This is a genomic window from Waddliaceae bacterium (genome assembly GCA_018694295.1).
In the GTDB taxonomy this organism is placed as follows: Bacteria; Chlamydiota; Chlamydiia; order Chlamydiales; family JABHNK01; genus JABHNK01.
Genome location: JABHNK010000003.1, coordinates 1 through 20,453 on the forward strand (window position 1 = coordinate 1; position 20,453 = coordinate 20,453).

Here is a 20,453-nt window from a genome sequence, read left to right on the forward strand (position 1 = left end):
ATCCTGGAGACGATGGAAAGCTGTATGCCATAAACCCTGAGGCAGGGTTCTTCGGCGTAGCGCCTGGGACGTCGATGGAGTCAAACCCCAATGCCATGAAGTCGTTAACAGAAAACTGTCTCTTCACCAACGTCGCTTTAACCCCTGCTGGTGATGTATGGTGGGAAGGTATGACTGATGTCCCTCCTGATGGGCTTATCGACTGGAGAGGGAATCCGTGGACTCCTGAAAGCGGTACTACTGCAGCACATCCCAATGCACGCTTTACTGCGCCAGCAAGCCAATGTCCTGTCATCGCCGATGAATTCGACGCTCCTGACGGCGTGCCTATTTCAGCGATACTCTTCGGAGGACGTAGACCAGGCACCATCCCTCTCGCTTGCATGGCACGTTCGTGGGAAGAAGGCGTCCTTATGGGTGCCAGCGTCTCGTCGCAGAAAACCGCAGCAGCAGAAGGTACTGTTGGCGAGATACGCCACGACCCCTTTGCCATGAAACCTTTCATTGGATATAATGCAGGCGATTATTTCAGACACTGGCTAGAAGTTGGTAAAGGCCTCGATCCCGAAGGCGCGCCGAAAATATTTTCTGTCAACTGGTTCCGTCAAGATCAAGAAGGGAACTTCATGTGGCCTGGATTCGGCGACAACAGCCGCGTCCTAGAATGGGCTCTCAAAGCTGCTTCTGCTTCTGAAGCTGAAAAGCTCTACGTCGACAGCCCGATAGGGCTTCTACCTGCTCCTGGGTCCATCGACACCAGAGGCATTAACATCGATGCTGGTACAATGGAGAAATTGGCTTCTTTCGATCCAACAAAGTGGGAAGCCGAAATTGCAGGAAATCGCGACTATTTTGAGACGTTTGGCAAAACGCTACCACCAGTGTTTTCCAAGATTCTCGATGCTATGGAAGAAGATCTTCAAGTGTAGAGAAAAAGCCTTCTTGACCATAAAGTATTTACTATGATATGGTTGTTGCTTTCGTAACAACTATAACAACATAAGGATACTATTATGACCGTAGAGCAAACCCTTTCTATCGTAAAGCCCAATGCCATCAATAAAAATAAGATTGGTGAGGTACTCTCATACTTCGAGAGTGGCGACCTTAAGATCATCGCTGCAAAGATGCTTCATCTTACCAAGGAGCAGGCCGAAGGCTTCTATGCCGTCCATAAAGAAAGACCTTTCTTCGCCGACCTTGTAGAGTTTATGACATCGGGTCCTGTTCTAATTCAAGTTCTGGAAGGCGACAATGCTGTAAACAGAAACAGGGAAATTATGGGTGCCACTAACCCTGCCGATGCTGCAGAGGGAACGATACGTATTGCTTTCGGTGACGACATCCAGAACAATGCCGTTCATGGTTCCGACAGCGTCGAGAACGCCAAGATCGAGATAGACTTTTTCTTTTCTGCCAACGAGATATTCTCACGATAATTGATAGCGTATAGCTTTTAGTAGCGTATAGCGTATAGATAATTTCTATACGCTATACGTTTTTTTTATTCTTCTTCATCGAGGATTCCGAGGATGTCTTTCATCTCTTCTTCATCATAATCGTAATCGTCGAACTTCACACCTTTCTTATAGAGTTCGCGGCGCGACTGTGTTAACGCTTTAATATCTTCTTCGTTGCTAATGATATGTGGACGTATGAATATCATTATATTGCGTTTATCTTTGGAGTGCGTCTCACTTTTGAAAAGAGTTCCTATTATTGGTATCGACCCCAGGATAGGAACTTTCCTTTTCGTCGTCCTGTCTTTTTCTTTTATCATACCACTCAAGACGAGGAAGTTTTTATCGGGGATATGTACGCGTGTCTTCGTCGTGCTTGTTTGTGTCTGTGGGCCTATTTCTGTTGTGCTGGTAACGTCGCTGATGCTCTGCTCAATATCTAGTGTTACGACATCGACTCTGTTGCCAAGGCGTGGTGTCACCTTCAGCGAGGTGCCGAACATCCCTGTCTCGTAAGTTGCCTCGACGTTACCTCCCGTCTGTGTTACTGCGCTTGTGCGGTAACGTATGGTATCTCCGACGAAGAATTCTGCTGTATTCCCCTCTTCCGAGACAATCTGTGGGTTTAATATTATCTCGGTATTGCTATCGGTGCTAAGGGCTTTAACGAGGGCGCCTATAGAGGTGAAGATCTCGTCGTTGTGGTTAAGGACCCTTCCTATAACCCCCATGCTGAATCCACTGGTGAGGGGCACCTCGTCGGCGTCGAGGGCTGCGTCTTTCGTCAATGTCTGTAACGCCTCTCCTAGTTCGGAGTCATCTGACAAGAACCCTCCTACGCCATCGAGGAGGATGTTGTCACGCTTCATCTGTGCGCCCCATTCTACGCCGAAAGTCAGAGAATCTGCTATCGTCGTCTCTACGACGAGCATCTCGACAAAAACCTGTTTTATTGGGATATCCATATTAGATACGAGGACGCGGATTTTTTTAAGGACTTCTTTTGTCCCTGTTATTAGTACGGAGTTTGAGGCGCTGAGGTACCGCACATTTTCAAGGGCGATACTAAGTCCTGGTATAGCATTCCCTGCGGCGATACCTTCGGAGATGCCTACCAACGAAGAAACTATCTCTCCGCCATCTTGGTGTTCTAGCTTATATATGAAGAAGTCTGTCTTATCATCGGGAGCGCCGAAGGTGCTGACATCTGAAAGCTCATGCGACGAGGATCTCTCAAGTCGAGACTTCCTTTCAAGTCTTTTTCTTAACGACCTTTCTTCGAATTTTTCGTCTTTTGATATCTCGGTGCGCATTGTTCTTTCTTTAAACTTATCTTCTATCTCGGCACGTTCTTCTTCATCTTTTCTAAGGTTCCGCAGCTGCTCTTCTAGGGTGTAGCGTCCTTCTTCGGTGACATTTCTTTTGTAGTCGATAAGTTCTCTAATACGAAGTATCAGGTTTTCACGTTCTTTGTTATCTTTCAGCATCTCTTCCTTGCTTTCGGCGGAGAGGTTTTGTGCAAGGAGTTCGTTTTCTAGTTCATTAAGCTGTTCTATAAGCTTCTGATAGTTTTTTTCTTCACCGTATGAGATTTTTTTTATGCTGCTTAGGCCTTCGTCGATGCTTTCGATAAGCCCATAGCGTTTTTCTTTTATCGCGGCAGCTTCTTCTTTCTGATCATCGATAGCTTTTTTGAGGTCAGCGATTTTATTTTCGATGTTTTCGACATCGGCAACGTCATATGTTTGTAGTGCATCTTTATATCCGAAGACATCGGCTTCTAGTTGTGATATTTTTTCCAGAAGTTTCTCGGTGCCTTCATCGTCAGCGGAATACATCACCGCTTCGATGTTGGTGAGTTCTTCGCTAAAGATGTCGAGACGTTTATACTGCTCTTCTTTTGCGCTAAGGATTTCTTCTTCTTGGCGATCGAGGTTTTCTCTTAACGCATCAATTTTGTTTTCTATGGCGGATAAATCATCGGCGTCATAGTCCTGCGACACGACTTCTTTGCCGATGATGACAGTTTCAAGTTCTACCAGTTTTGACAATATTGTTTCGGTACTTGTATCTCCGGCATTCTTTAGTGCTTCTTCTGCCTCAGAAAGCTCTTCGTAGAGTTTTACAATGAAGGCAGTTTTTTCTTCTTTCTCACGGCGTATCTCTTCTTCTTTATAGGAGAGTTCTTTCTGGATGGCGGAGATCTTATTTTCTAATACCTTCTTTTTGTCTTGCGTTACTTCGTTAAACTGTTCTTTCAAGGCTTCAAGGGTCATTTCCAAGAATTCATTTTCTTTTTCTGTCTTTTGCTCTTTTTTCCTCGTATCCATCTTAAATTCTTCGAGGAGAAGTCTTATTTCTTCAGCGCTATTATTTTCTTCTTTTTCGGCGATATCTTTTCTTATATCGTCGAACTGCTGTGTCAGCTCTCCGAAATATTCTTTAAGGGCTTCTTCTTTGCTGTCGGGGACATATTCTTCTTTATTTTCTAGGCTCTCGGCGATATCTTTCTGTATCTCTTCGATATTGTTTTGTATCGCTTCTATCCGTCGTTCGCTTGCTGTAATGTCACGTGTTTTATAGCGTTCGTCGAATTTATTTTTTATATCTACGACGATATCCTCGAATTTTTCAATGTATTCTTTAATGTCGTCTTCGCGTTTGTCGTTATCTTCATTCCATGACTTAAGGTTTTCTATGAACTTTTTGCTATCGGGGCTTTTCGATGCTATCTTCGTAGCGAGCTCTCGTATACCTTCGAGGATATCATCTTCGAGGACCTCAAGCATTTTTCTCTGTTCCGCGATGAAATCTTCTTGTCCTTGGCTATTTCCTTCAAAGAGGTCAAAAAGTCTAGCGAACAGAAGTTCATTACTCACCTGCCCAGCGCTTTTTTTACTAAGTTCTTTTAAGACATCGTGTATATATTCTACTTGTACAACGAGGTCTTGGTCGTCATCTTTTCCGAAAGACTTTTTCAATGTAAGAATATTTTCTGCGACTTTATCGTAGTATTTCCCTCGATCTTTAATGTATCTTTCCAGTTCTGTCACGGCTTTTGCAAGCGCGTCTTTTTCTTCCTGTGAACGCTTTTCTTTTTCTATGATATTTAGTTCTTGCAGCAACTTTGCCGATATTTCCCTTTCATATTCTAACAATTCGACATATCTCTCAACATCGTCTTGCTGATCTTTTTCGTATTCTCCTTTTTCTATGCCGCTTTTCATTGCTTCTGCCAAAGCCTTTTTAAAGGCATCTTCTTCGGCGAGTTCTTTTGCGATATTCTCGGCGAGGTTTCTATCTATCTCTCCTTCGAGTTCTTCTTTAAAGATTTCGACGATATCCTTTACAAGGTTTTTCTGCTCTTTGCTGAGCTTCCCTTGTTTCGTTTTCTTTGAAGCCTCAAACTCTTCTATAAGGATTTCCGCTGTCTTCATAGCATCGGAAGAGCTTTTCTTTGAAAGCCTTTCTTCTTGTTTTTCTAGCTCTTTGACAAGGCTTTCGCGCGTTATTTCTCTTTCTTTGCTAAGGGCATTAGAAAATTCTATCGACTGATTACCGATTTCTTCTAGGATCTTTTCTTTTGCTTCAGCGCTCCACCGTTCTTGTCCTTCTTTAATATCATCAATGAGACGTGTTATTGCGTCTTCGATGGCGTATATTGTCTTTTCATCGACATCGTCGTATGATTTCAATGCTATAGCTTTGATGCTATCGTTTATATCTTCGAGGCGTTGTCGTTCTTTAGCATCGACACCTTTTTGTAGAGAATCGAAGAACGCTGCGATATCTTCTTTTTCTGTATTTTTCTCTGCCTCTATAGCGTTCTTATATTCGAGTTCTTTCCGTAGTTCTTCTTTAAATATCTTCTCTTCGCTCTCTTTCTTGCTAAGCTCTTTAAGGATTCTATTTTCACGTTCATTAGCTTCGTTTTCGATCTCAGCGATAGCGTCTTTGACGGCAACGATCTCTTTTTTTAAGGCATCTTCTTTAAAGCTGCTGTCTTCTTTAATAGCTTGTATTAGTTTTCCTGAAAGGTTTTGCAGTAAAGCTTCGGTCTCTTCTTTTTTCTTTTTCTCTTCGAGTTCCTGGCTTTTTTTGTCGACATTCAGAGCTTTTTTTACGCTTTCAATGAGTTCTTCGCGTTCTTTCGCTGCCTGTTGTGACAATTTCTTCACGCTCTCACCGAGGACATCAACACGTCCAATGAGGGCTTGTGTTTTTTCTTTATCGGAAGTATCTTCTTCTAGTGCTATGACGACATCTTTTATGACGGCTCTTTTCTCTATCGTCACCGTTGTTATTTTCTCGGCCTCTTGTTCATAGCGTTTATATCGTTCTCTTCCTTGTAATATGCTTGTCTCCAGAGAGCGTATCAACGTTATAAGTTCTTTACTGTCGGCGAAAGCACGTCTTTCTTCATCACGAAGTTCTTCGCGGACCTCTTCGAACCTTTTTAGGTTGTCATATATCACGTCTCCGTCATTATTTTCGATAAGGGCTTCCATTTCGGCGATCTCTTTATCCATCCGCACCGATATTATGCTGTCGAGGTCTGCTATAGACTTCCTGATATTTTGCATAGCCCTAACGATTTCATTAGTAGTATCTTCATCGTCTTCTAATGTATAATTTTTGACATCTTCGATAGCTTTCTCGAGGTCGTCATATATTTTTTCTTTCTCGGCGCGCTCGCGCATCTCATTTTCGCGCAGCTCTTTTTCTTCTTTTTCTCTACGAGCATATCGTATGCGATCTTCGAGGTTTTCTATTATCGTCTGTTTACGTTCTTTTATTTTTATATCTTTTTCATAAGGCCATGCTACCGTTGTTGTCGCATCTTCAGAGCTAACAACTTGTTGCTGTCCTGCTAGTGGTTCTCCGCGGTCGAGGGTTTTTAATACGGCGATGGTTCGTTGTATTAGGTATGGCGACGATACTATGAATATCGTTCCTGAAGCGATCTGTGGCACGAGTTCTAGCGTCCCGCCTTCTGACAGTGGATCGAGAATTTTCTTTGCGAGGTCTATTAATATTGATATCGTAAGGTTCTGAACTTTATATGAAGACAGTTCAAGGCTACGGTTTGGGACATCGAGGATATCGAGAAGTTCTCCTATCTTCTCGACATTGGTATTGATGTCTGTGATGATGATATGTCCTGTTTCCGGCGATGTATTTATTATAGCATCTTGTGAGAGGTATGGTTTAAGAAGGTCGGAGAGACGTACTGTATCGAGGTGTCTAACGCGGAACGAATCGGTAACTATAGCAATATTATTTTCATTGTTAATCAACAATGCCGGAGGGTTTGCGACGTTTCTGTTTTTGTGGATGACGATGGTATTATCTTGCTGCAATAGTGAGAACTCGTGGATGCGGAGTATCTGTAGGAGTGCTGCCATGACATTTTCTATGCTGGTAGGCCCTTCGGAAACGATAGTGACGTTGAAATCCAGGTCTTCTTCTTCGAAGATGAAGTTCACCTCTGATATTTTGCTTATGAAGCGTATAACTTCTATGATGCTAAGATCGTTAAAATTTATTATATATCCGTCTTTATCGTCGTCATATACTTCTGTCGATATCGTCGTCCCCTCTCCGGAGATTCTGTAGGTCTCGACAATATCAGTAGCGGGGATATCTTTGCTGTTCTTTGCTGCGATGGTGCTATCTTCGTTTGCGAAGAGGGCGATATAGTCTTCGATAGTCATAGCATCAGCATTTTCTCTAGTGTCGCCATACAATGACGTACCGCCAAACAACACTGCCGTCGCTATTATCACCGCTCGCGAGGAATATAAAAACGAGGCCATCATTTTTCCACTTTTATTCATTATACTATCCACATTACATCCTTCGTCATAATTTTATACATGGCTCATTTCCGTTATGGTTCTAGTAGTTCTAGTGTCATACTTGTCATCTTTTGAACCATGCCTTTTTTTAAGCTTTACGTTGTACACTAACCACGGTAAGAGGTCTTTCTTTTGGTGCATCTTTCTGTTTCTTCGAGACGCCATCACATATATCATCAGCTTGTTTCTGTGTAGGCTTATATAAATTTTCGGCGATTAAAGCTGCGAAGGCTTTTTCGCTATTTTCTTCGTCTTCTCCTGTGCTGCTGAACGTCGTAAATAATATTGTATCACCGACATTCCATGGGTGGCTGACTTCGAGGAATTCTTCATCGGCATCAATCCCCAAGGCGATATTATCGGCGGCGACTTTTTTCGGAGTAGAGCCCCCTGACACTATGTGCCACAGGTTCCCATGTCCACAAGAGATGTAGTAGAACTTATTGTCGTTGGGATCAACGATGAGGTAGCTGATAGTGAATATCTGTTCTATAGTATCATTGACAAGAAGTTCGTTGAGGATGGTGACGAGTTCTATAGGCTTTGTTGTAAGCCGTGACAGCGTCCTTACCATGCCTCGTAATATTGCGGTATATATTATCCCTTCGACACCTTCGGCGCCGCATTCTCCCATTATTATTCCGTATTTGTCGTCTGAAAGTTCGAAGAAGTCGTAGTATATCCCAGTAACTTTGGTTTTATTATTGCTAACGCCGATATCAACGGCGTGCCATGAAGGCGCTATTTTTGGAAGCATCTCATCACCGACGGCGGCGATTTTTTCTTTCATAGTTTCAAGTTCTGCATCGCCACTATTTTCTTTTGAAGTCTTTGTTTTCTTTCCGCGTTTTTTTTCGAATTTCTCTTTTTTTATATACTTCGAAAGCTCCATGATGAAGTCTACGATATCCTGATATCGTTTTTCTGTGTCGGGCTGCAAGGAGTTCGCTAGTATTTTCCTCAGAGCTTTAGGCACTAGTGATAGGTGTATCACTCCGTGGCTAAGCCTTCCGAGGACAAGCTCATAGGTGATAATCCCCAGAGAATATATGTCCGAGGAAAAAGTTACATCTTCAGGCCTATCGCGCTGTTCGGGGCTCATATATATTGGTGTCCCCATAACACGGCGGCGCACTTCTTCGTCGGCATCGCTAGCAAGAAGTTGTGCTATCCCGAAATCTATAAGTTTCACTTTCCCTGTCTCTGTCAAGAGGATATTCTCGGGTTTCAGGTCGCGATGTACAATACCGTGGGTGTGAAGGTGGCACAGCGCTCCTGCGACATCAAGTACTATCTCTAGCGCTCGTCGTGGCGACATAGAATGTTGTATTATAAACTGTCGTAGTGACACCCCTTGAACGAACTCCATAGCGATATATCTTCCGCCCTCCCATTCTCCGTGGCCATACATCTTTACGATGTTTGGGTGATCTGCTAGGGCGATAATTTCTGCTTCTTTGACAAAGCGTTCTACCATTTCGGGTTTTGACACAAGGTCGTGAGCGAGGACTTTTATTACAAGCGGTATTTTTGTTTCGAGGTTCATAGCGAGGTACAACGAGCTCATACCGCTAACATTAAGTCTCGAATCGATACGATACGGTCCTATAGTTTCTGGTATTACGACATCTTCCTTTTTATCACGAGAGATATCAACAAGGGTGTCCTGCTTATAAAAGTCGCTTTCTACTTCCGGCATAATTTTTATCCCTTGTTATCCTATCGCTAAAACACGTACGCCTAGCTTATCGCCGACACGTATAAGTTCACCTTTCCCAACGCTTTTGCCGTTGATAACGAGATCAACACCGTTCTCTGGCAGTATGTCGAGTTCTAGCATATTACCAGCCTGCATATTTATAATATCGTGTGCCGTCATTGAAAAACGCCCTACTTCAACTTTCAACTCAATTGGTATATCTCCTGAAGAAAGACTCCCTTCTATTGGTGGTGCTGTCGTGGCGACGACATCATGATGAACTTCTATGTCGGTGTCTTCAGGCTCTTCAGAAACAGTGAGCTCTGCAATGGGCTCTTCTTCGTCTTCATCCTCTTCGTCGTAGTCATCATCATCATCATCATCATCATCATAATCATCATCAAGAATATCTTTATCTTCATCATCAACGACATTTTCTTTTTCAAACGGCTCTGGCTTAGTCTCTTCTTCAGGTATAGGATTTTCTTCTTCGATCTTATCGATTTCTTCTTCTTGCCCTGGTTCTGGTTCTGGTTCTGGTTCTGGTTCTATTTTTTCTTCTTCGATTTTTTCAGCTTCTTCGCTGTGTTCAGGTTCGATTTTTTCTTCCAGTGTCGGCTCTTCTGTTGCTTCTTCCGGTTTTTCTTCAGGCACGTCTTCCTGTATTTCTACTGGCTGTTCTTCTTCAGGGATGTTTTCTTCTTTTTCTTCGTCCATACCTTTTTTACAACCTTTTTGTTGTTATACTAATTGCGAATAAACCCTGCACAAATCCCTTTTTCTTTTCCCGAAACGACTTTATACCAATTGTGAATAATAAACGTATAAGTTCCTCTCCATCTTTTCGCCCAGAACACCGCGCTCGATCTTGCTAACACACAAATGTTTGCAGCGATCTCCGCGCGAAGTTATAGGCGAAAATCTTGAAGCTAATTTATACATTTTTCACTCGCAATTGGTATTATGCTTTTTTTACTCTTAATTAGTATTAGTTAGTGTTATCATTTTTTTTACCGCTGTGTTTGTTATGACACTTTCCCGGCAAACGTTGCTGTTTCTTGTATTTCTATTCCTTTAGGTGTCACTTTTGCTCGGTAGAAAGGTCTACCGTCGAAGGTTAGTGTCACAGTATCTCTTTCTCCTCCGGGATCTAATGAGCAGCTATCGAGTAGTATGCAGTCTCCGACAGAGGCTTCTTGCCATTGGTGTAATGTCATTGTCGTCGATCCTGCTTCGATATGTAGTACGACGTCCATTTTCCGTGCGATATCTTGTGGTATTGCAGTGGGTTTTTTTGGTGAGAATTGTTTTTTCCATGCTTCACGGAATGGTGTTGTTATAACGACACGACCTAAAGCTTTTTGTTGTCCTAGTGTTATCGCGACATCGATACAATATGCATCTTCTTGTGGAACGCCCTCTTCCGCCGATATTACTGGTGTTAGTTCTTCAGCAAATTTTATTGTGCTGAAGGTGTTGAGCACTTCTAATGTTATAAAGCGTAAGAATCCTTTTTTAAATTCCGCATTTTCATCGAAGACTTTTTTTGTCGTATCTTTAAATAGCAGTTCTGTCATGAGGTTTGTAATGTCTGCATCGTTCATCAGCCAACACACGCTTCCTTGCAATGGCGAGAATATTATATGCAATGGCTTAGCATCGTCTGCGAAGCCTTCTGTTATTGTCTGTGCAGATCGCCATTCTGCTTTTTGTTGTGTTATGGAAAAGTTGTCTATCTGTAGTGATCGTGACAGTTGCGTTGCGAAAGAGTCCCATAGAAATTTTGGTGTCTCGCCAAAGAGTGGTATTTCGTCACGTTGGAGCAATGTTTGCTCTACCTGTTCGAGTCTTACGTATAAAGGTTCTGATGTCATCAAGATACACCCCTTCTGTTAATAACATAGTATGTATATATACATACTAAGTTACCATCTCCGGCAAAAATTCTAAAGGATAAAGTTCAAAACCAAGCGAATATCGTCTATTCTTCACCGCCTTCTTGTTCCTGGTTTTGTTGTTGAGGATTTCTTCCCTGCTGCTGTTGTTGTCCACGACCTCGTTCTCTGCCAGCGAATGGGTTTGCCGCTTCTGCTATTGCCGTCTCTGGCTCTGTTGTCGCAACGAGGATATGAAGAGTGAAGCCTTTGTCTTCTAATGACTTATGAAGCATCGCCTGGTTTGCCATGTTGTCAATAGCTGTTTTTGCTTCGTTTGAGAGGTTGTTAAATGTTATATTATACTCGCCTTTTGCGCTGTTATATTCTTTGATGGTGAAGTCTGCTCCTTCAAACATCGGCGGATATTTTATCGTCACCGTCGTTGTTGTCTCTCCATTACTTTTCATGGTAGTTATCTCTTTAGCGACTTGTTCTACCAGCTCTTGTATATTTTCTATACGTTCTTGTGGTGTTGCCATCGTCGTCTTCATTTCTTCTGTTCCAGGCACGATGCCTTGTTGTGCTGTTAAGTTTTCTGCCACAGGGATCGCCACTCCTTCGGAGCGAGGAGCATTGACAGGGATGGCATGTGAAGCTTCTGTCTTAGGTTTTTTGCTTTCAATAACGGCATCTTTATCGACGATGATTTCTTTTTTATTGAGAGGCTTCGCGTGTTGTACTTCGGCATCTTTCTTAGGGATCGTCGCCGTAGCTTTTGTTGTATCTTTAGGAATGTCTTTAGGGAGATCTTTAGGGAGATCTTTAGGTGTATCTTTAGGTGTATCTTTAGGGAGATCTTTAGGGATATTATCGCTGACAGGACGTTCGGAGAGAGGTCTTCCTTTATCGACAGCAACGTTTTCACGAGGGATGTCTTTAGGAATGTCTTTAGGAATGTCTTTAGGGATATTATCGCTGACAGGACGTTCGGAGAGAGGCCTTCCTTTATCGACAGCGACGTTTTCACGAGGGATTTCTTTGGGAATGTCTTTGGGGACATCTTTAAGAACCTCTTCGGGGATTTTCATTGTCGTCATCGGTGTCTCTTTAGGGATATTTTCGTTTACTGGACGGTCGGAGAGAGGTCTTCCTTTATCGACAGCAACGTTTTCAGCAGGGTTTTTTTTAGGTGGCTCTATTGCGTCTGTCGGTGATGTTGTAGTCATAGCAACGTTTTTCTTATCTCCTTTTTTAGGGATGACACCGCGCGCTGCAGAGTGCGCAGAGTCCCACACAGGGTGCTTTTTATTTTCTCCTACGCCTTTTTTCTTTTGTAGTTTTGCGTCGGAGCCTTTATCGCTACCATTGTTAAGGATACTCTCAAAAGCCTCTTTATTCTTCGCTTTTCCAAGCTCTGGCCGCGATTTAATATTCGGCGATTCTTTGTTCTCGATGCCATCGTTTAAATTCGACGAAAATAGTTTTTTTGAGTCTATCATTTTTTTATTCTCCTTATCCATAAAATAAACCTGCAAATTCATCTTCATCTTTTTGCGAGTTTATTTCATGCCATTGGTATTACATATTTTTCTTTGTGATATGCATCACTATCCCCACCTCATCGAGTTCCAAAGCCTCTTTGAGTTCTAGTTCTTTTCGCATATCTTTCATCCATTCTTTTTTATGCATCTCGATCTTGTCGACTTCTTGACGTCGTTGTCGAAGTTCTTCTTTGGCATTTTCGAGGTTTTGTTTTGCAACTTTTACCTGCTCTTTTTGCTCTACGACCTTCTGCTCTTCGACGACGAGCTTCTCTTGTACGACGTCGATATATGCTCTCATCTGCTGTATTTTTTCCGACGTCGTCTCTTTGTCGAGGGTAAGGCGCAGCTGATCGATTTTATCGTGATAGTGCTGTTTTACTTTATCGCGGCGCTGCTCACATTTCAAGAGCTTATCTTTCTCATTTTCAAGCTCTTCTTCACGTTGTTTTACTACGCGTTCTGCTTCATCGACGCGTCTTTCTTTGATTTTGAGGACCTCTTGAAGAGGATACTCCGGCATTTTATTCATCAGCTGTCTCTCACCTATCGTAATGTCGCGCGCATCTGCTGCAGTGTCTCTTCGAAGCTAGATTTTTCATCTATTTTCTGCTTCAAGAAGCTATTGACCCTATCGATATAGTCTATAGCGTTGTCGACACCTTTGTCGGACCCTCTTTTATATTCCCCGATTTTTATTAGCAGTTCGTTCTTTTTATACGTCGATAATATCTCTCGTATCTTTCCAACCATCTGTAGGTGTTCGTCGTCGTCGATAGAGTTTATCACTCGGCTTACTGATGATAGGACGTCTACTGCGGGGTAATGATATTGCCGTGCGAGGTCTGCCGACAGTATCACGTGTCCATCGAGTATCGAGCGCACTTCATCGGCGACGGGTTCGTTCATATCATCGCCTGCGACGAGGACGGTATAGAATGCTGTTATCGATCCTTTGTCAGAATTCCCTGATCTTTCAAGAAGCTTCGGCAATGTCGAGAACACCGAAGGGGTATATCCTGCTCGTGCTGGTGGCTCGCCGGCGGCGAGGCCGACTTCACGCAATGCTCTTGCGAAGCGCGTCACCGAGTCCATCATAAAGATAACTTTTTTTCCTTGAGCGCGGAAGTATTCTGCTATTGCTGTGCCGACATATGCGGCGTTAAGGCGTAGCTGTGAAGGCTGGTCCGACGTCGAGACGACAAGCACCGACCTTTTAAGCCCTTCTTCGCCGAGGGACTCTTCGATGAAATCACGGAGTTCTCGTCCGCGCTCACCGACGAGGGCGATGACGTTGACGTCGGCATAAGCGTTACGTGCTATCATCCCCATAAGCGTCGACTTACCACCTCCTGCTGCTGCGAAGATACCGACACGCTGTCCTTCTCCTACTGTAAGCGTACCATCGAGGACTCTTACTCCTGTAGGCATAGGAACTTCTATACGTTTACGTGTCATGGGGTCTGGCGGTGCAGCGTATATCGAGGCTTGTTCTGTTAGCTCTAGTGGTCCTTTAGTTTTCTCGTCTATGGGTTCACCGAGGCCATTGAGGACTCTTCCTAGTAGAGCATCTCCGACTTTTATATTGAGCGGCATTCCTGTCGCTATAACTTCCGATGAGGGCCCTATTCCTGCCATATCTCCTAGCGGCGACAGGAACACCTCTTCTCTTGTGAATCCAACTACTTCGACTTGTAGAGGTTCTGCATTTTCTCTTTTCACCAGGCACAGCTCACCGATCTTAACTCGTGGCACGACGGCACGGATAAGCATCCCGACGATCTCTGTTATTCTGCCGCTGACTGTCGTAACTTGTACATCTTCGAGCTCGTCGAAGATCTTATCGAATTGATCTTCTATACCTTTTTCTTTTGCTTTGGAGGTAGTTTTTGGGGTGGGCTTGGATTTAGGTTTGTCTTTTGCTTTTTCTTCCATTGTGTATATGCAGCCTCTTTTTTTTTATTCTGAACAGGAATTTTCTACCTCATTGAACAATGCTCAATGTTCAATGTTCATGTAGCGGCGTTATACCTGTACATTCATCACTGTCTTTGTTGACTCTATAGCTTTAGAGAGTAGGCTGGTGAAAAATTCTATCTCGCGTGTTATCGTATGGACTTTTATCTGTACGGTAAGCATCGCTGCCGGTGACATTACCGCTCCTGCTTCGCCCATCATCTCCATCCGCGCTCCTAACGTTTCCAGGGAATTTTGGCTGTCGGTGAGCATGTTAAGAAATTTCTGTACGGGTTTAAGCCCTTTCGTCTCTGCGGGTTCTACGACATATTCTTCACCGACTTTAGATAATGCCACCTGAAGATTTTGGTCGATATTATCGAGGCGGTTTTTAAGGAGACGCTGTACCGAGCTTTTGAAGTTGACGTCGGGGTCTTGTAGAGTCTCGCGCAGCTGTGCTATAGTTTTCGCTGCTTCTCTGCTGCTGTTGACAAGTTTCTGTGCCGAGAAATTCTCTCGCCTTCCGCCGATGGTATTTCCTATACGGCTTACCTCTTCCATAACGGTAGGCTTTGCGATAGGTTTCTCTGTATCTTTTTCGATCTTTGTTTCGACTCCGACCTTTGTGGCGTCATTTTTATCGATACGCTGCATAAGAGCTTCGAAGCTTGTGCTTCCGACGCCAGCGTTCATCTGCGCTTCTAGGCGCTGTTTCATGATATCCTGTATAGGCTTAGTATCAGCGCCGGCTAGCTTCTTAAGCTTCTGTATCTTATCTAATGCCATGATATCGCCTCATGTTTTTTTTTACAGGATGAATTTCTTTTTATTTTCGCTTTTTAAGTCTTTTTCGTTCCACTCCAAAGCCACCTTCCCAAGGTTTTGTATTGCAGGGTCTTCGGTTTTTTTCATCGTCGTCTTTATAAGTTTCTCGCCTTCGCCTTGTTTATCGTCGGAGAGGACATACGACAGCCCCAGGAACATCGTGGCAAGGTCATTATCGGGTTCTTTATCGATTACTTGCTCGAAAAGATCAGCAGCTTCCTTGTGCTGGAGTTTGTTAAGATATATATATCCTATCCCTATCATCGGTGCTGTGCTTTCAGGTTTTAATATGTTCGCCGCGTGAAAAAGCCTGTGGGCTGCTCCTTCGTCGAGGTTTTTCACAGCGATGAATCCCGCTTCGATCATATTGCCGAAATCTTCTTGGTATGGCGTCATGGTATTTTCTGATGACATATCGATATCCTTAAAATATGTATTTTACTTTTCGTTTTAGCACAAAATGCCATGACAGCCATGTGTATGGATACCACAAGGCATCATAATACTTTTCATCAACATCAAGTTAGCAAAAGCATTACTTGATATTACGTGACATTGATTGTACCGACTGGTGTGATGCTGATATCACTGCCGAGCTCATCTCTGAAAACTGTGCAAGCCTATTCATAAGAAGCTGCATGTCGAACATATTTCCGATGCTGACAGAGCTTCCTGCGCTTTTTATTGTTTGAAGCTTAGCTTTAGCTTCTGACATAGCTCCAGTAATCATTCCGGTAATATCTTCTAAGACAAAGCCGATCTGATCTTTTGTTGATTTTGATGTAAATGTTTCTGCCATAACCCTTTCTCCTTTATCGTGTTATGTTGCCACCTTTTCTTTTATCGTTTTTTGTCGACGACGCTCATCAGGGCATTATATCCATGAAGCACGGCGCCGAGTTTATCATATTCTTCACTATCGCCTCCTTTACGGAGGGTATTTTTTATCGCAGCAACTTTTGTTGCTATATCGTTTGTTATTTCTTTTTTCTTTGCGAAGTTTTTCATGTCACGCTCGAGGTCAAAGACGAAGGTATCATCATTTTTCGTTTTCTGTTCTTCCATGCCAAACATAGTATCGTCGTCCTTGTAATGTATTCTTTCGCGCGTACGCGTACGTCTACGCGCGTTATCGCGCGCGTGCGCGCATAAGTATAATATGTGACATTATACCTTACTTCTTATGTTGTAAAAGAATTACTCTTTATAAGCAACCGAATTCAATGATCAATTATCAATGATCAATGATCAATGCTCAATGTTCATTGTTCAATGTAAATGCGACGAAGTCGCATTTACTCTTTGTAGTCGATCCTATATTTAAAGCCTTCGCGTTCTAGGAAGACGGTATCTTGTCGTATGCTGATGATACGCATACCGTCGAGGATATCGCCGCGGGTGAGGATGCGGCCATTGATGACGACGCTGAGGTTCATGCTGTCGCGTCGTGAAGAACCTGTTACGATGTATCTCTCTGAGATGTCGACCATTGCGGAGTCTTCGCCGCGGCGTTCGACGACGAGGTTACGCACGGCACGTACGCCGCGGGTTTCCTCGAAATCTTTTATCAGGCGTCGTAGTGTACCGCTTTTATCTGGCGATGACGTCCCTGACATTATTATTTCGCCATCGATAAATTGTGCTTCGATATTTATGAAGTTGTTGTCGAAGAGGGCGATATCGACGTTTGTGAGGATTTCTTCTTCTACGACGACGAGGTTTTCTAGCCTATCGATGTATGGGAAGTTTATGCTGACATATTCGTTGAGGGCCTCGGATTTTTCATTCGTATCGAGGAAGCCTGTTAGTATGAAGCTACCGACTTTCGGCGAACGCATTGTTATCCCGCGGAAGTCTGTATTCCACTGCAGTGTTTGGTTCATCTCCGACCATACTAGCTCATCGATGATGATGTTATCGTTTATTTCGTTAGCAAATTCGAGGTTTTGGATGTTGTACATCAGCTGTTCTTTGTCGACTTTAGTGAGGACGTGACCAAGGAGGAACAATTTCCCCGACGCCTTGTTATATGTGAACTGCACCTCCGGGTAATTTCTCAGTGCTTCTCTGATATATCTATATACGTCAACCTGTTCGACGGTAACATCTTCAGTTTTGAATAGCGTAACTGTTCCAGTCCCTATGACGAGTACTACTGCTGCAACGACACCGGCGACGATCATCCCTGTCTTCGTGGCGAAGAGTTCCATGATATTCTTATGAGGGATTTCTTCGGCGGCGTCTTCTTCTACAGAAAGGCCTTCTTCTTTTTCTTCGCCTTCTTCGTGTTCTTCTTCTTCTTCCTTTGTTTCATAATGCGAAGGCAATACCGGTGATACTATGGTATGTGCTTCGGCTTCTTTATCTATTACGACAAACACCGTAGACCCTAATGTTATCACGGTATGTGGTTCTAACTCTTGTTTTTCTCCTTCTTCGAGACGTTTCTCGTCGCAGAACGTTCCGTTGCTGCTTCCGTTATCTTCGACGGTGACGACATCATCATCGGAGATTTTCAGGAGCACGTGTTTCCTTGAGATGCTAGCATCGTGGAAGATTATATCACAAGCTGTTGTGTCTGTTCCTATTACATATTCTTTTCCGGTGTCCATTGGGAACTCTGCGCCGGCGTTGGGGCCGTTGATAACTTTAAGGCTCCAGCGTCCTGCTTCTTCCATTCCGAATGTTATATCTGCTAAGGCGATGTCTTCGTTTCCCTTTTCTCCGCCGAAGATCGTCTCATATCCTTCTTCTTCGTATGCAACGTCGCCATCTTCGCCGACGAACGCCTCGTCGCCTTCTTCACCGTCGAGACCTTCGACGATGACGCCTTCGGTGCCAAGAGAATAGTGATATATTCCCTTACCTATCTTCACCTTATCGCCGTCGTTGAGGGTATATTCTTCGGTGATCTCCTGTCCATTGACGTATACTGCATTGGTAGCGCTGAGATTTTCTATGGAGATGCCGTCTACGGTCTTACGACATACGACATGGCGTCGCGATACTGCTGCGTCTTCGATGACGATCTGACACGTATCGGGATCCCTACCAATGACCCATTCTTCGCCGCTACCTTCTAGGGCGAGGACGAGGCCTTCGGGCTCTCCTTTCTCCAGTACGAACTTTGCTACCATATCATTTAACATATTCAACCTATTCTATCTTTCGTAATGACACTATACCATTTTTCTCTTTTAAAAAAACTGTTTCGCCGTGCTTCCTTGTGTTATCTTCTCTTCGGCTTCGTCGCGCCAGAAAGTCGTCCAATTACAGAAGTCTTCGAAGATATTAAGAAGGTCTTCGGTATCTATACTATAAGGCAAAAGCCGCGACAATACCAGCGTGGTGCCGTCGGCTTCGAGTCCTATTGAAGAACCTCCTGTCCCGACACCTAGCATATTTCCTGTCATGGCATGTACGAAGAACCCTTCTCTATCGCCTTCTGGGAGCTCACACACCACGGAATGTAGGTAATACCCCGTGTCACGGACGTCTTTAACGGTGACGGTAAGCCCTTCCTTGACAGCGACGGTGAACTCTTTCCCTGACGATGTCTTTGGAAACTCCGCTTCGATGCCGAAGTCCTTCCACAATGCTTTCATATGCTCTTCTAATGTCGCCATATCATAACCTTACAATGTTTTTGTCTCTCAGCTTCATCGCCAATACATCCCTCCTGCCGCATTCTCGGCAGGAAAATGGGGTTTTAGCCGGGCGAGAATCCCGACGCCTGAGCAGCCATCCTCGATGCCTCTTTAAGCAGATCTAATGCTTTATCAAAGGCTTGACCAACGTCTCCTGAGTCTTTACCGGCAGCCTGTATAGAATCCTGAAGCTGCCTTATAATTGCTTGCAGCGCAGCGATTATCTTCTTCGCCTCACCTTCGCTAATTTTCTCCTTAGCGCTTTCCAGTTGACCCGCTGCCTGCGCAGCAGAACCTACTGCCGTACCTGTAGCAGTGTAGAGCTGCGCCGCAGTATTTTGAGCTGTTAATTCCGTTGAAACTTGACTCGATCTCAGCTCATTCAAAGTACCTTTTTGGCTGGCGCGTAGTGTGTCTCGTTGCGTCACACTCAATTTACTTGAATCAATATTATATGTTTGTTCCCCGCCTTTTGACCCTACCGGCTTCACTTTATGGAGGCCATCCGGCGTAGTATCTATGTTGGCTGCTTCCATTTCCGCTTTAGTAAGTCCGTTAACCTGCCCTGATTGTGGTGTTGATGCGTTTTGACTGGCAACAAGCTTGTCTCGTACAGCAGGAGGAAACGCAGGTTTCTCTGCAACTGCAGGACGGAGTTGAGTCCCATCAGCGTTGCTAACCGCTGGACCTCCTTTTATTCCTTTGAATCCTATATCGTCGATGTCATATGTATCACCCGTTTTTGTCACTCCTGCCTTTTTCCCATAGTCTGTTACATTACCCTTTCCGTCAACTAAAGGAGGATTGCCGTCTATGCTTTTCATGCCTCCTGCTTTTTTCATTTCCGCCTTAGAAAGCCCTTGAAGCCCCTTTATTGGTTGTTCTATTGTTAAATCGCCTTCGTTTCCTACTGGGGTGATTTTAGCTTCCGTCCCTGACTTCGTTTTTAAATTATTAATATTGTTTCTTGCCGTGTTTATTCGCGGTTGCATGCCCTTTCCAGCCAAGCGGCCTTTACCAAGTCCTACGCCACCTCCAATCACTGCCCCGGCACCACTAGCGATTGCTGACGCCATCAGTCCCCAAGCCTGTTTTTCTATACCTGCCGATTCCTTTTCGGCCTGGATTAAAGTCTGGTCTTGTTCGAGTAGTGATTCTGCCCATGACATGACCCTCATATTCACCATATTCTCATTGTCAATAAGTCTCATCTCGGAAGAGGCTTTTGCAATCAATGCTATTATACGGCTAAGCACTGCAATAAACGACCCCGAAAACCATGCGTTTTCTTCTATTTCACGAAATTGATTTATAATTAATCGGCCTACATCATCATCATTCTCCAAGGGTTCCAAAGAATCATAACTTTGGTTTTCGTTTGTATCCATAAGCTTATATTTATCATCACCAGCAGTTACAAGAATATCTGTACCGTCCTTCTGCTTGCTAATTGTTCCTGTAATGGTGCTTGTTTCACTGCCTTTAGTTGCCGTAAAGCTATATTTTTGGCCATCTTGTATTTCACTTTTCTTAATTTCTGTCATAACAACGTCTCCTTATTTATTATCTTCGTCTTTTTTGCCACGCCTG

16 protein-coding genes are annotated in these 20,453 nt (G+C 43.7%); 2 read left to right on the forward strand and 14 right to left on the reverse strand.

All coding sequences use genetic code 11. The features are described 5' to 3' along the window. Both HN980_00090 and ndk read left to right on the forward strand, forming a co-directional pair. The coding region (locus tag HN980_00090) for a phosphoenolpyruvate carboxykinase (GTP) (protein ID MBT6927886.1) at positions 1-929 on the forward strand (929 nt) is incomplete at its 5' end. A gap of 84 nt (positions 930-1,013) precedes the next feature. Continuing rightward, positions 1,014-1,439, forward strand: a complete 426-nt coding sequence (gene ndk, locus HN980_00095; protein ID MBT6927887.1) for a nucleoside-diphosphate kinase — start codon at positions 1,014-1,016, stop codon at positions 1,437-1,439. 65 nt (positions 1,440-1,504) lie between these two features. On the opposite strand, the gene HN980_00100 is transcribed toward ndk, so the two are convergent. The 14 genes from HN980_00100 to HN980_00165 form a co-directional block, all read right to left on the reverse strand. After that, positions 1,505-7,297, reverse strand: a complete 5,793-nt coding sequence (locus tag HN980_00100) for a hypothetical protein (GenBank protein ID MBT6927888.1) — start codon at positions 7,295-7,297, stop codon at positions 1,505-1,507. Between the two features lie 109 nt (positions 7,298-7,406). After that, on the reverse strand, positions 7,407-9,017 hold the full coding sequence (locus HN980_00105; protein ID MBT6927889.1) for a protein kinase: 1,611 nt from the start codon (positions 9,015-9,017) through the stop codon (positions 7,407-7,409). Positions 9,018-9,032: 15 nt separating this feature from the next. Beyond that, positions 9,033-9,734, reverse strand: coding sequence for a hypothetical protein (locus HN980_00110; protein ID MBT6927890.1), 702 nt, complete (start codon positions 9,732-9,734; stop codon positions 9,033-9,035). A gap of 308 nt (positions 9,735-10,042) precedes the next feature. Continuing rightward, on the reverse strand, positions 10,043-10,891 hold the full coding sequence (locus HN980_00115) for a hypothetical protein (GenBank protein ID MBT6927891.1): 849 nt from the start codon (positions 10,889-10,891) through the stop codon (positions 10,043-10,045). A gap of 107 nt (positions 10,892-10,998) precedes the next feature. Then, positions 10,999-12,393 carry a hypothetical protein gene (locus HN980_00120; protein MBT6927892.1) on the reverse strand — a complete coding sequence of 465 codons (1,395 nt, stop codon included), beginning with the start codon at positions 12,391-12,393 and terminating at the stop codon, positions 10,999-11,001. Positions 12,394-12,472: 79 nt separating this feature from the next. Further along, the gene (locus tag HN980_00125; protein ID MBT6927893.1) at positions 12,473-12,958 is read right to left on the reverse strand and encodes a type III secretion T3S chaperone; all 486 of its coding nucleotides are present in this window, start codon (positions 12,956-12,958) and stop codon (positions 12,473-12,475) included. 23 nt (positions 12,959-12,981) lie between these two features. Continuing rightward, a complete protein-coding gene (gene sctN, locus HN980_00130) occupies positions 12,982-14,370 on the reverse strand; it encodes a type III secretion system ATPase SctN (GenBank protein MBT6927894.1) in 1,389 nt (462 codons plus the stop codon). Positions 14,371-14,460: 90 nt separating this feature from the next. Then, positions 14,461-15,177, reverse strand: a complete 717-nt coding sequence (locus HN980_00135; GenBank protein MBT6927895.1) for a hypothetical protein — start codon at positions 15,175-15,177, stop codon at positions 14,461-14,463. A 21-nt stretch (positions 15,178-15,198) separates the two neighbouring features. Next, positions 15,199-15,630: a SctF chaperone SctG gene (locus tag HN980_00140; protein ID MBT6927896.1), complete on the reverse strand. Its 432-nt coding sequence runs from the start codon at positions 15,628-15,630 to the stop codon at positions 15,199-15,201. A gap of 121 nt (positions 15,631-15,751) precedes the next feature. Next, positions 15,752-16,015: a DUF5407 family protein gene (locus HN980_00145; protein MBT6927897.1), complete on the reverse strand. Its 264-nt coding sequence runs from the start codon at positions 16,013-16,015 to the stop codon at positions 15,752-15,754. A 41-nt stretch (positions 16,016-16,056) separates the two neighbouring features. Continuing rightward, complete coding sequence (locus HN980_00150; protein ID MBT6927898.1) at positions 16,057-16,290, reverse strand: DUF5398 family protein; 234 nt, start codon at positions 16,288-16,290, stop codon at positions 16,057-16,059. Positions 16,291-16,511: 221 nt separating this feature from the next. Next, on the reverse strand, positions 16,512-18,365 hold the full coding sequence (gene sctD, locus HN980_00155; GenBank protein MBT6927899.1) for a type III secretion system inner membrane ring subunit SctD: 1,854 nt from the start codon (positions 18,363-18,365) through the stop codon (positions 16,512-16,514). A 48-nt stretch (positions 18,366-18,413) separates the two neighbouring features. Beyond that, positions 18,414-18,842 carry a type III secretion system chaperone gene (locus HN980_00160; protein ID MBT6927900.1) on the reverse strand — a complete coding sequence of 143 codons (429 nt, stop codon included), beginning with the start codon at positions 18,840-18,842 and terminating at the stop codon, positions 18,414-18,416. An 83-nt stretch (positions 18,843-18,925) separates the two neighbouring features. Next, positions 18,926-20,407: a hypothetical protein gene (locus tag HN980_00165; GenBank protein ID MBT6927901.1), complete on the reverse strand. Its 1,482-nt coding sequence runs from the start codon at positions 20,405-20,407 to the stop codon at positions 18,926-18,928. Positions 20,408-20,453 lie beyond the last annotated feature (46 nt).

Coding starts and splice junctions, on each gene's coding strand:
- ndk (MBT6927887.1), top strand. CDS start 1,014: ATGACCGTAGAGCAAACCCTTTCTATCGTAAAGCCCAATGCCATCAAT.
- HN980_00100 (MBT6927888.1), bottom strand. CDS start 7,297: ATGAATAAAAGTGGAAAAATGATGGCCTCGTTTTTATATTCCTCGCGA.
- HN980_00105 (MBT6927889.1), bottom strand. CDS start 9,017: ATGCCGGAAGTAGAAAGCGACTTTTATAAGCAGGACACCCTTGTTGAT.
- HN980_00110 (MBT6927890.1), bottom strand. CDS start 9,734: ATGGACGAAGAAAAAGAAGAAAACATCCCTGAAGAAGAACAGCCAGTA.
- HN980_00115 (MBT6927891.1), bottom strand. CDS start 10,891: ATGACATCAGAACCTTTATACGTAAGACTCGAACAGGTAGAGCAAACA.
- HN980_00120 (MBT6927892.1), bottom strand. CDS start 12,393: ATGATAGACTCAAAAAAACTATTTTCGTCGAATTTAAACGATGGCATC.
- HN980_00125 (MBT6927893.1), bottom strand. CDS start 12,958: ATGCCGGAGTATCCTCTTCAAGAGGTCCTCAAAATCAAAGAAAGACGC.
- sctN (MBT6927894.1), bottom strand. CDS start 14,370: ATGGAAGAAAAAGCAAAAGACAAACCTAAATCCAAGCCCACCCCAAAA.
- HN980_00135 (MBT6927895.1), bottom strand. CDS start 15,177: ATGGCATTAGATAAGATACAGAAGCTTAAGAAGCTAGCCGGCGCTGAT.
- HN980_00140 (MBT6927896.1), bottom strand. CDS start 15,630: ATGTCATCAGAAAATACCATGACGCCATACCAAGAAGATTTCGGCAAT.
- HN980_00145 (MBT6927897.1), bottom strand. CDS start 16,015: ATGGCAGAAACATTTACATCAAAATCAACAAAAGATCAGATCGGCTTT.
- HN980_00150 (MBT6927898.1), bottom strand. CDS start 16,290: ATGTTTGGCATGGAAGAACAGAAAACGAAAAATGATGATACCTTCGTC.
- sctD (MBT6927899.1), bottom strand. CDS start 18,365: ATGTTAAATGATATGGTAGCAAAGTTCGTACTGGAGAAAGGAGAGCCC.
- HN980_00160 (MBT6927900.1), bottom strand. CDS start 18,842: ATGGCGACATTAGAAGAGCATATGAAAGCATTGTGGAAGGACTTCGGC.
- HN980_00165 (MBT6927901.1), bottom strand. CDS start 20,407: ATGACAGAAATTAAGAAAAGTGAAATACAAGATGGCCAAAAATATAGC.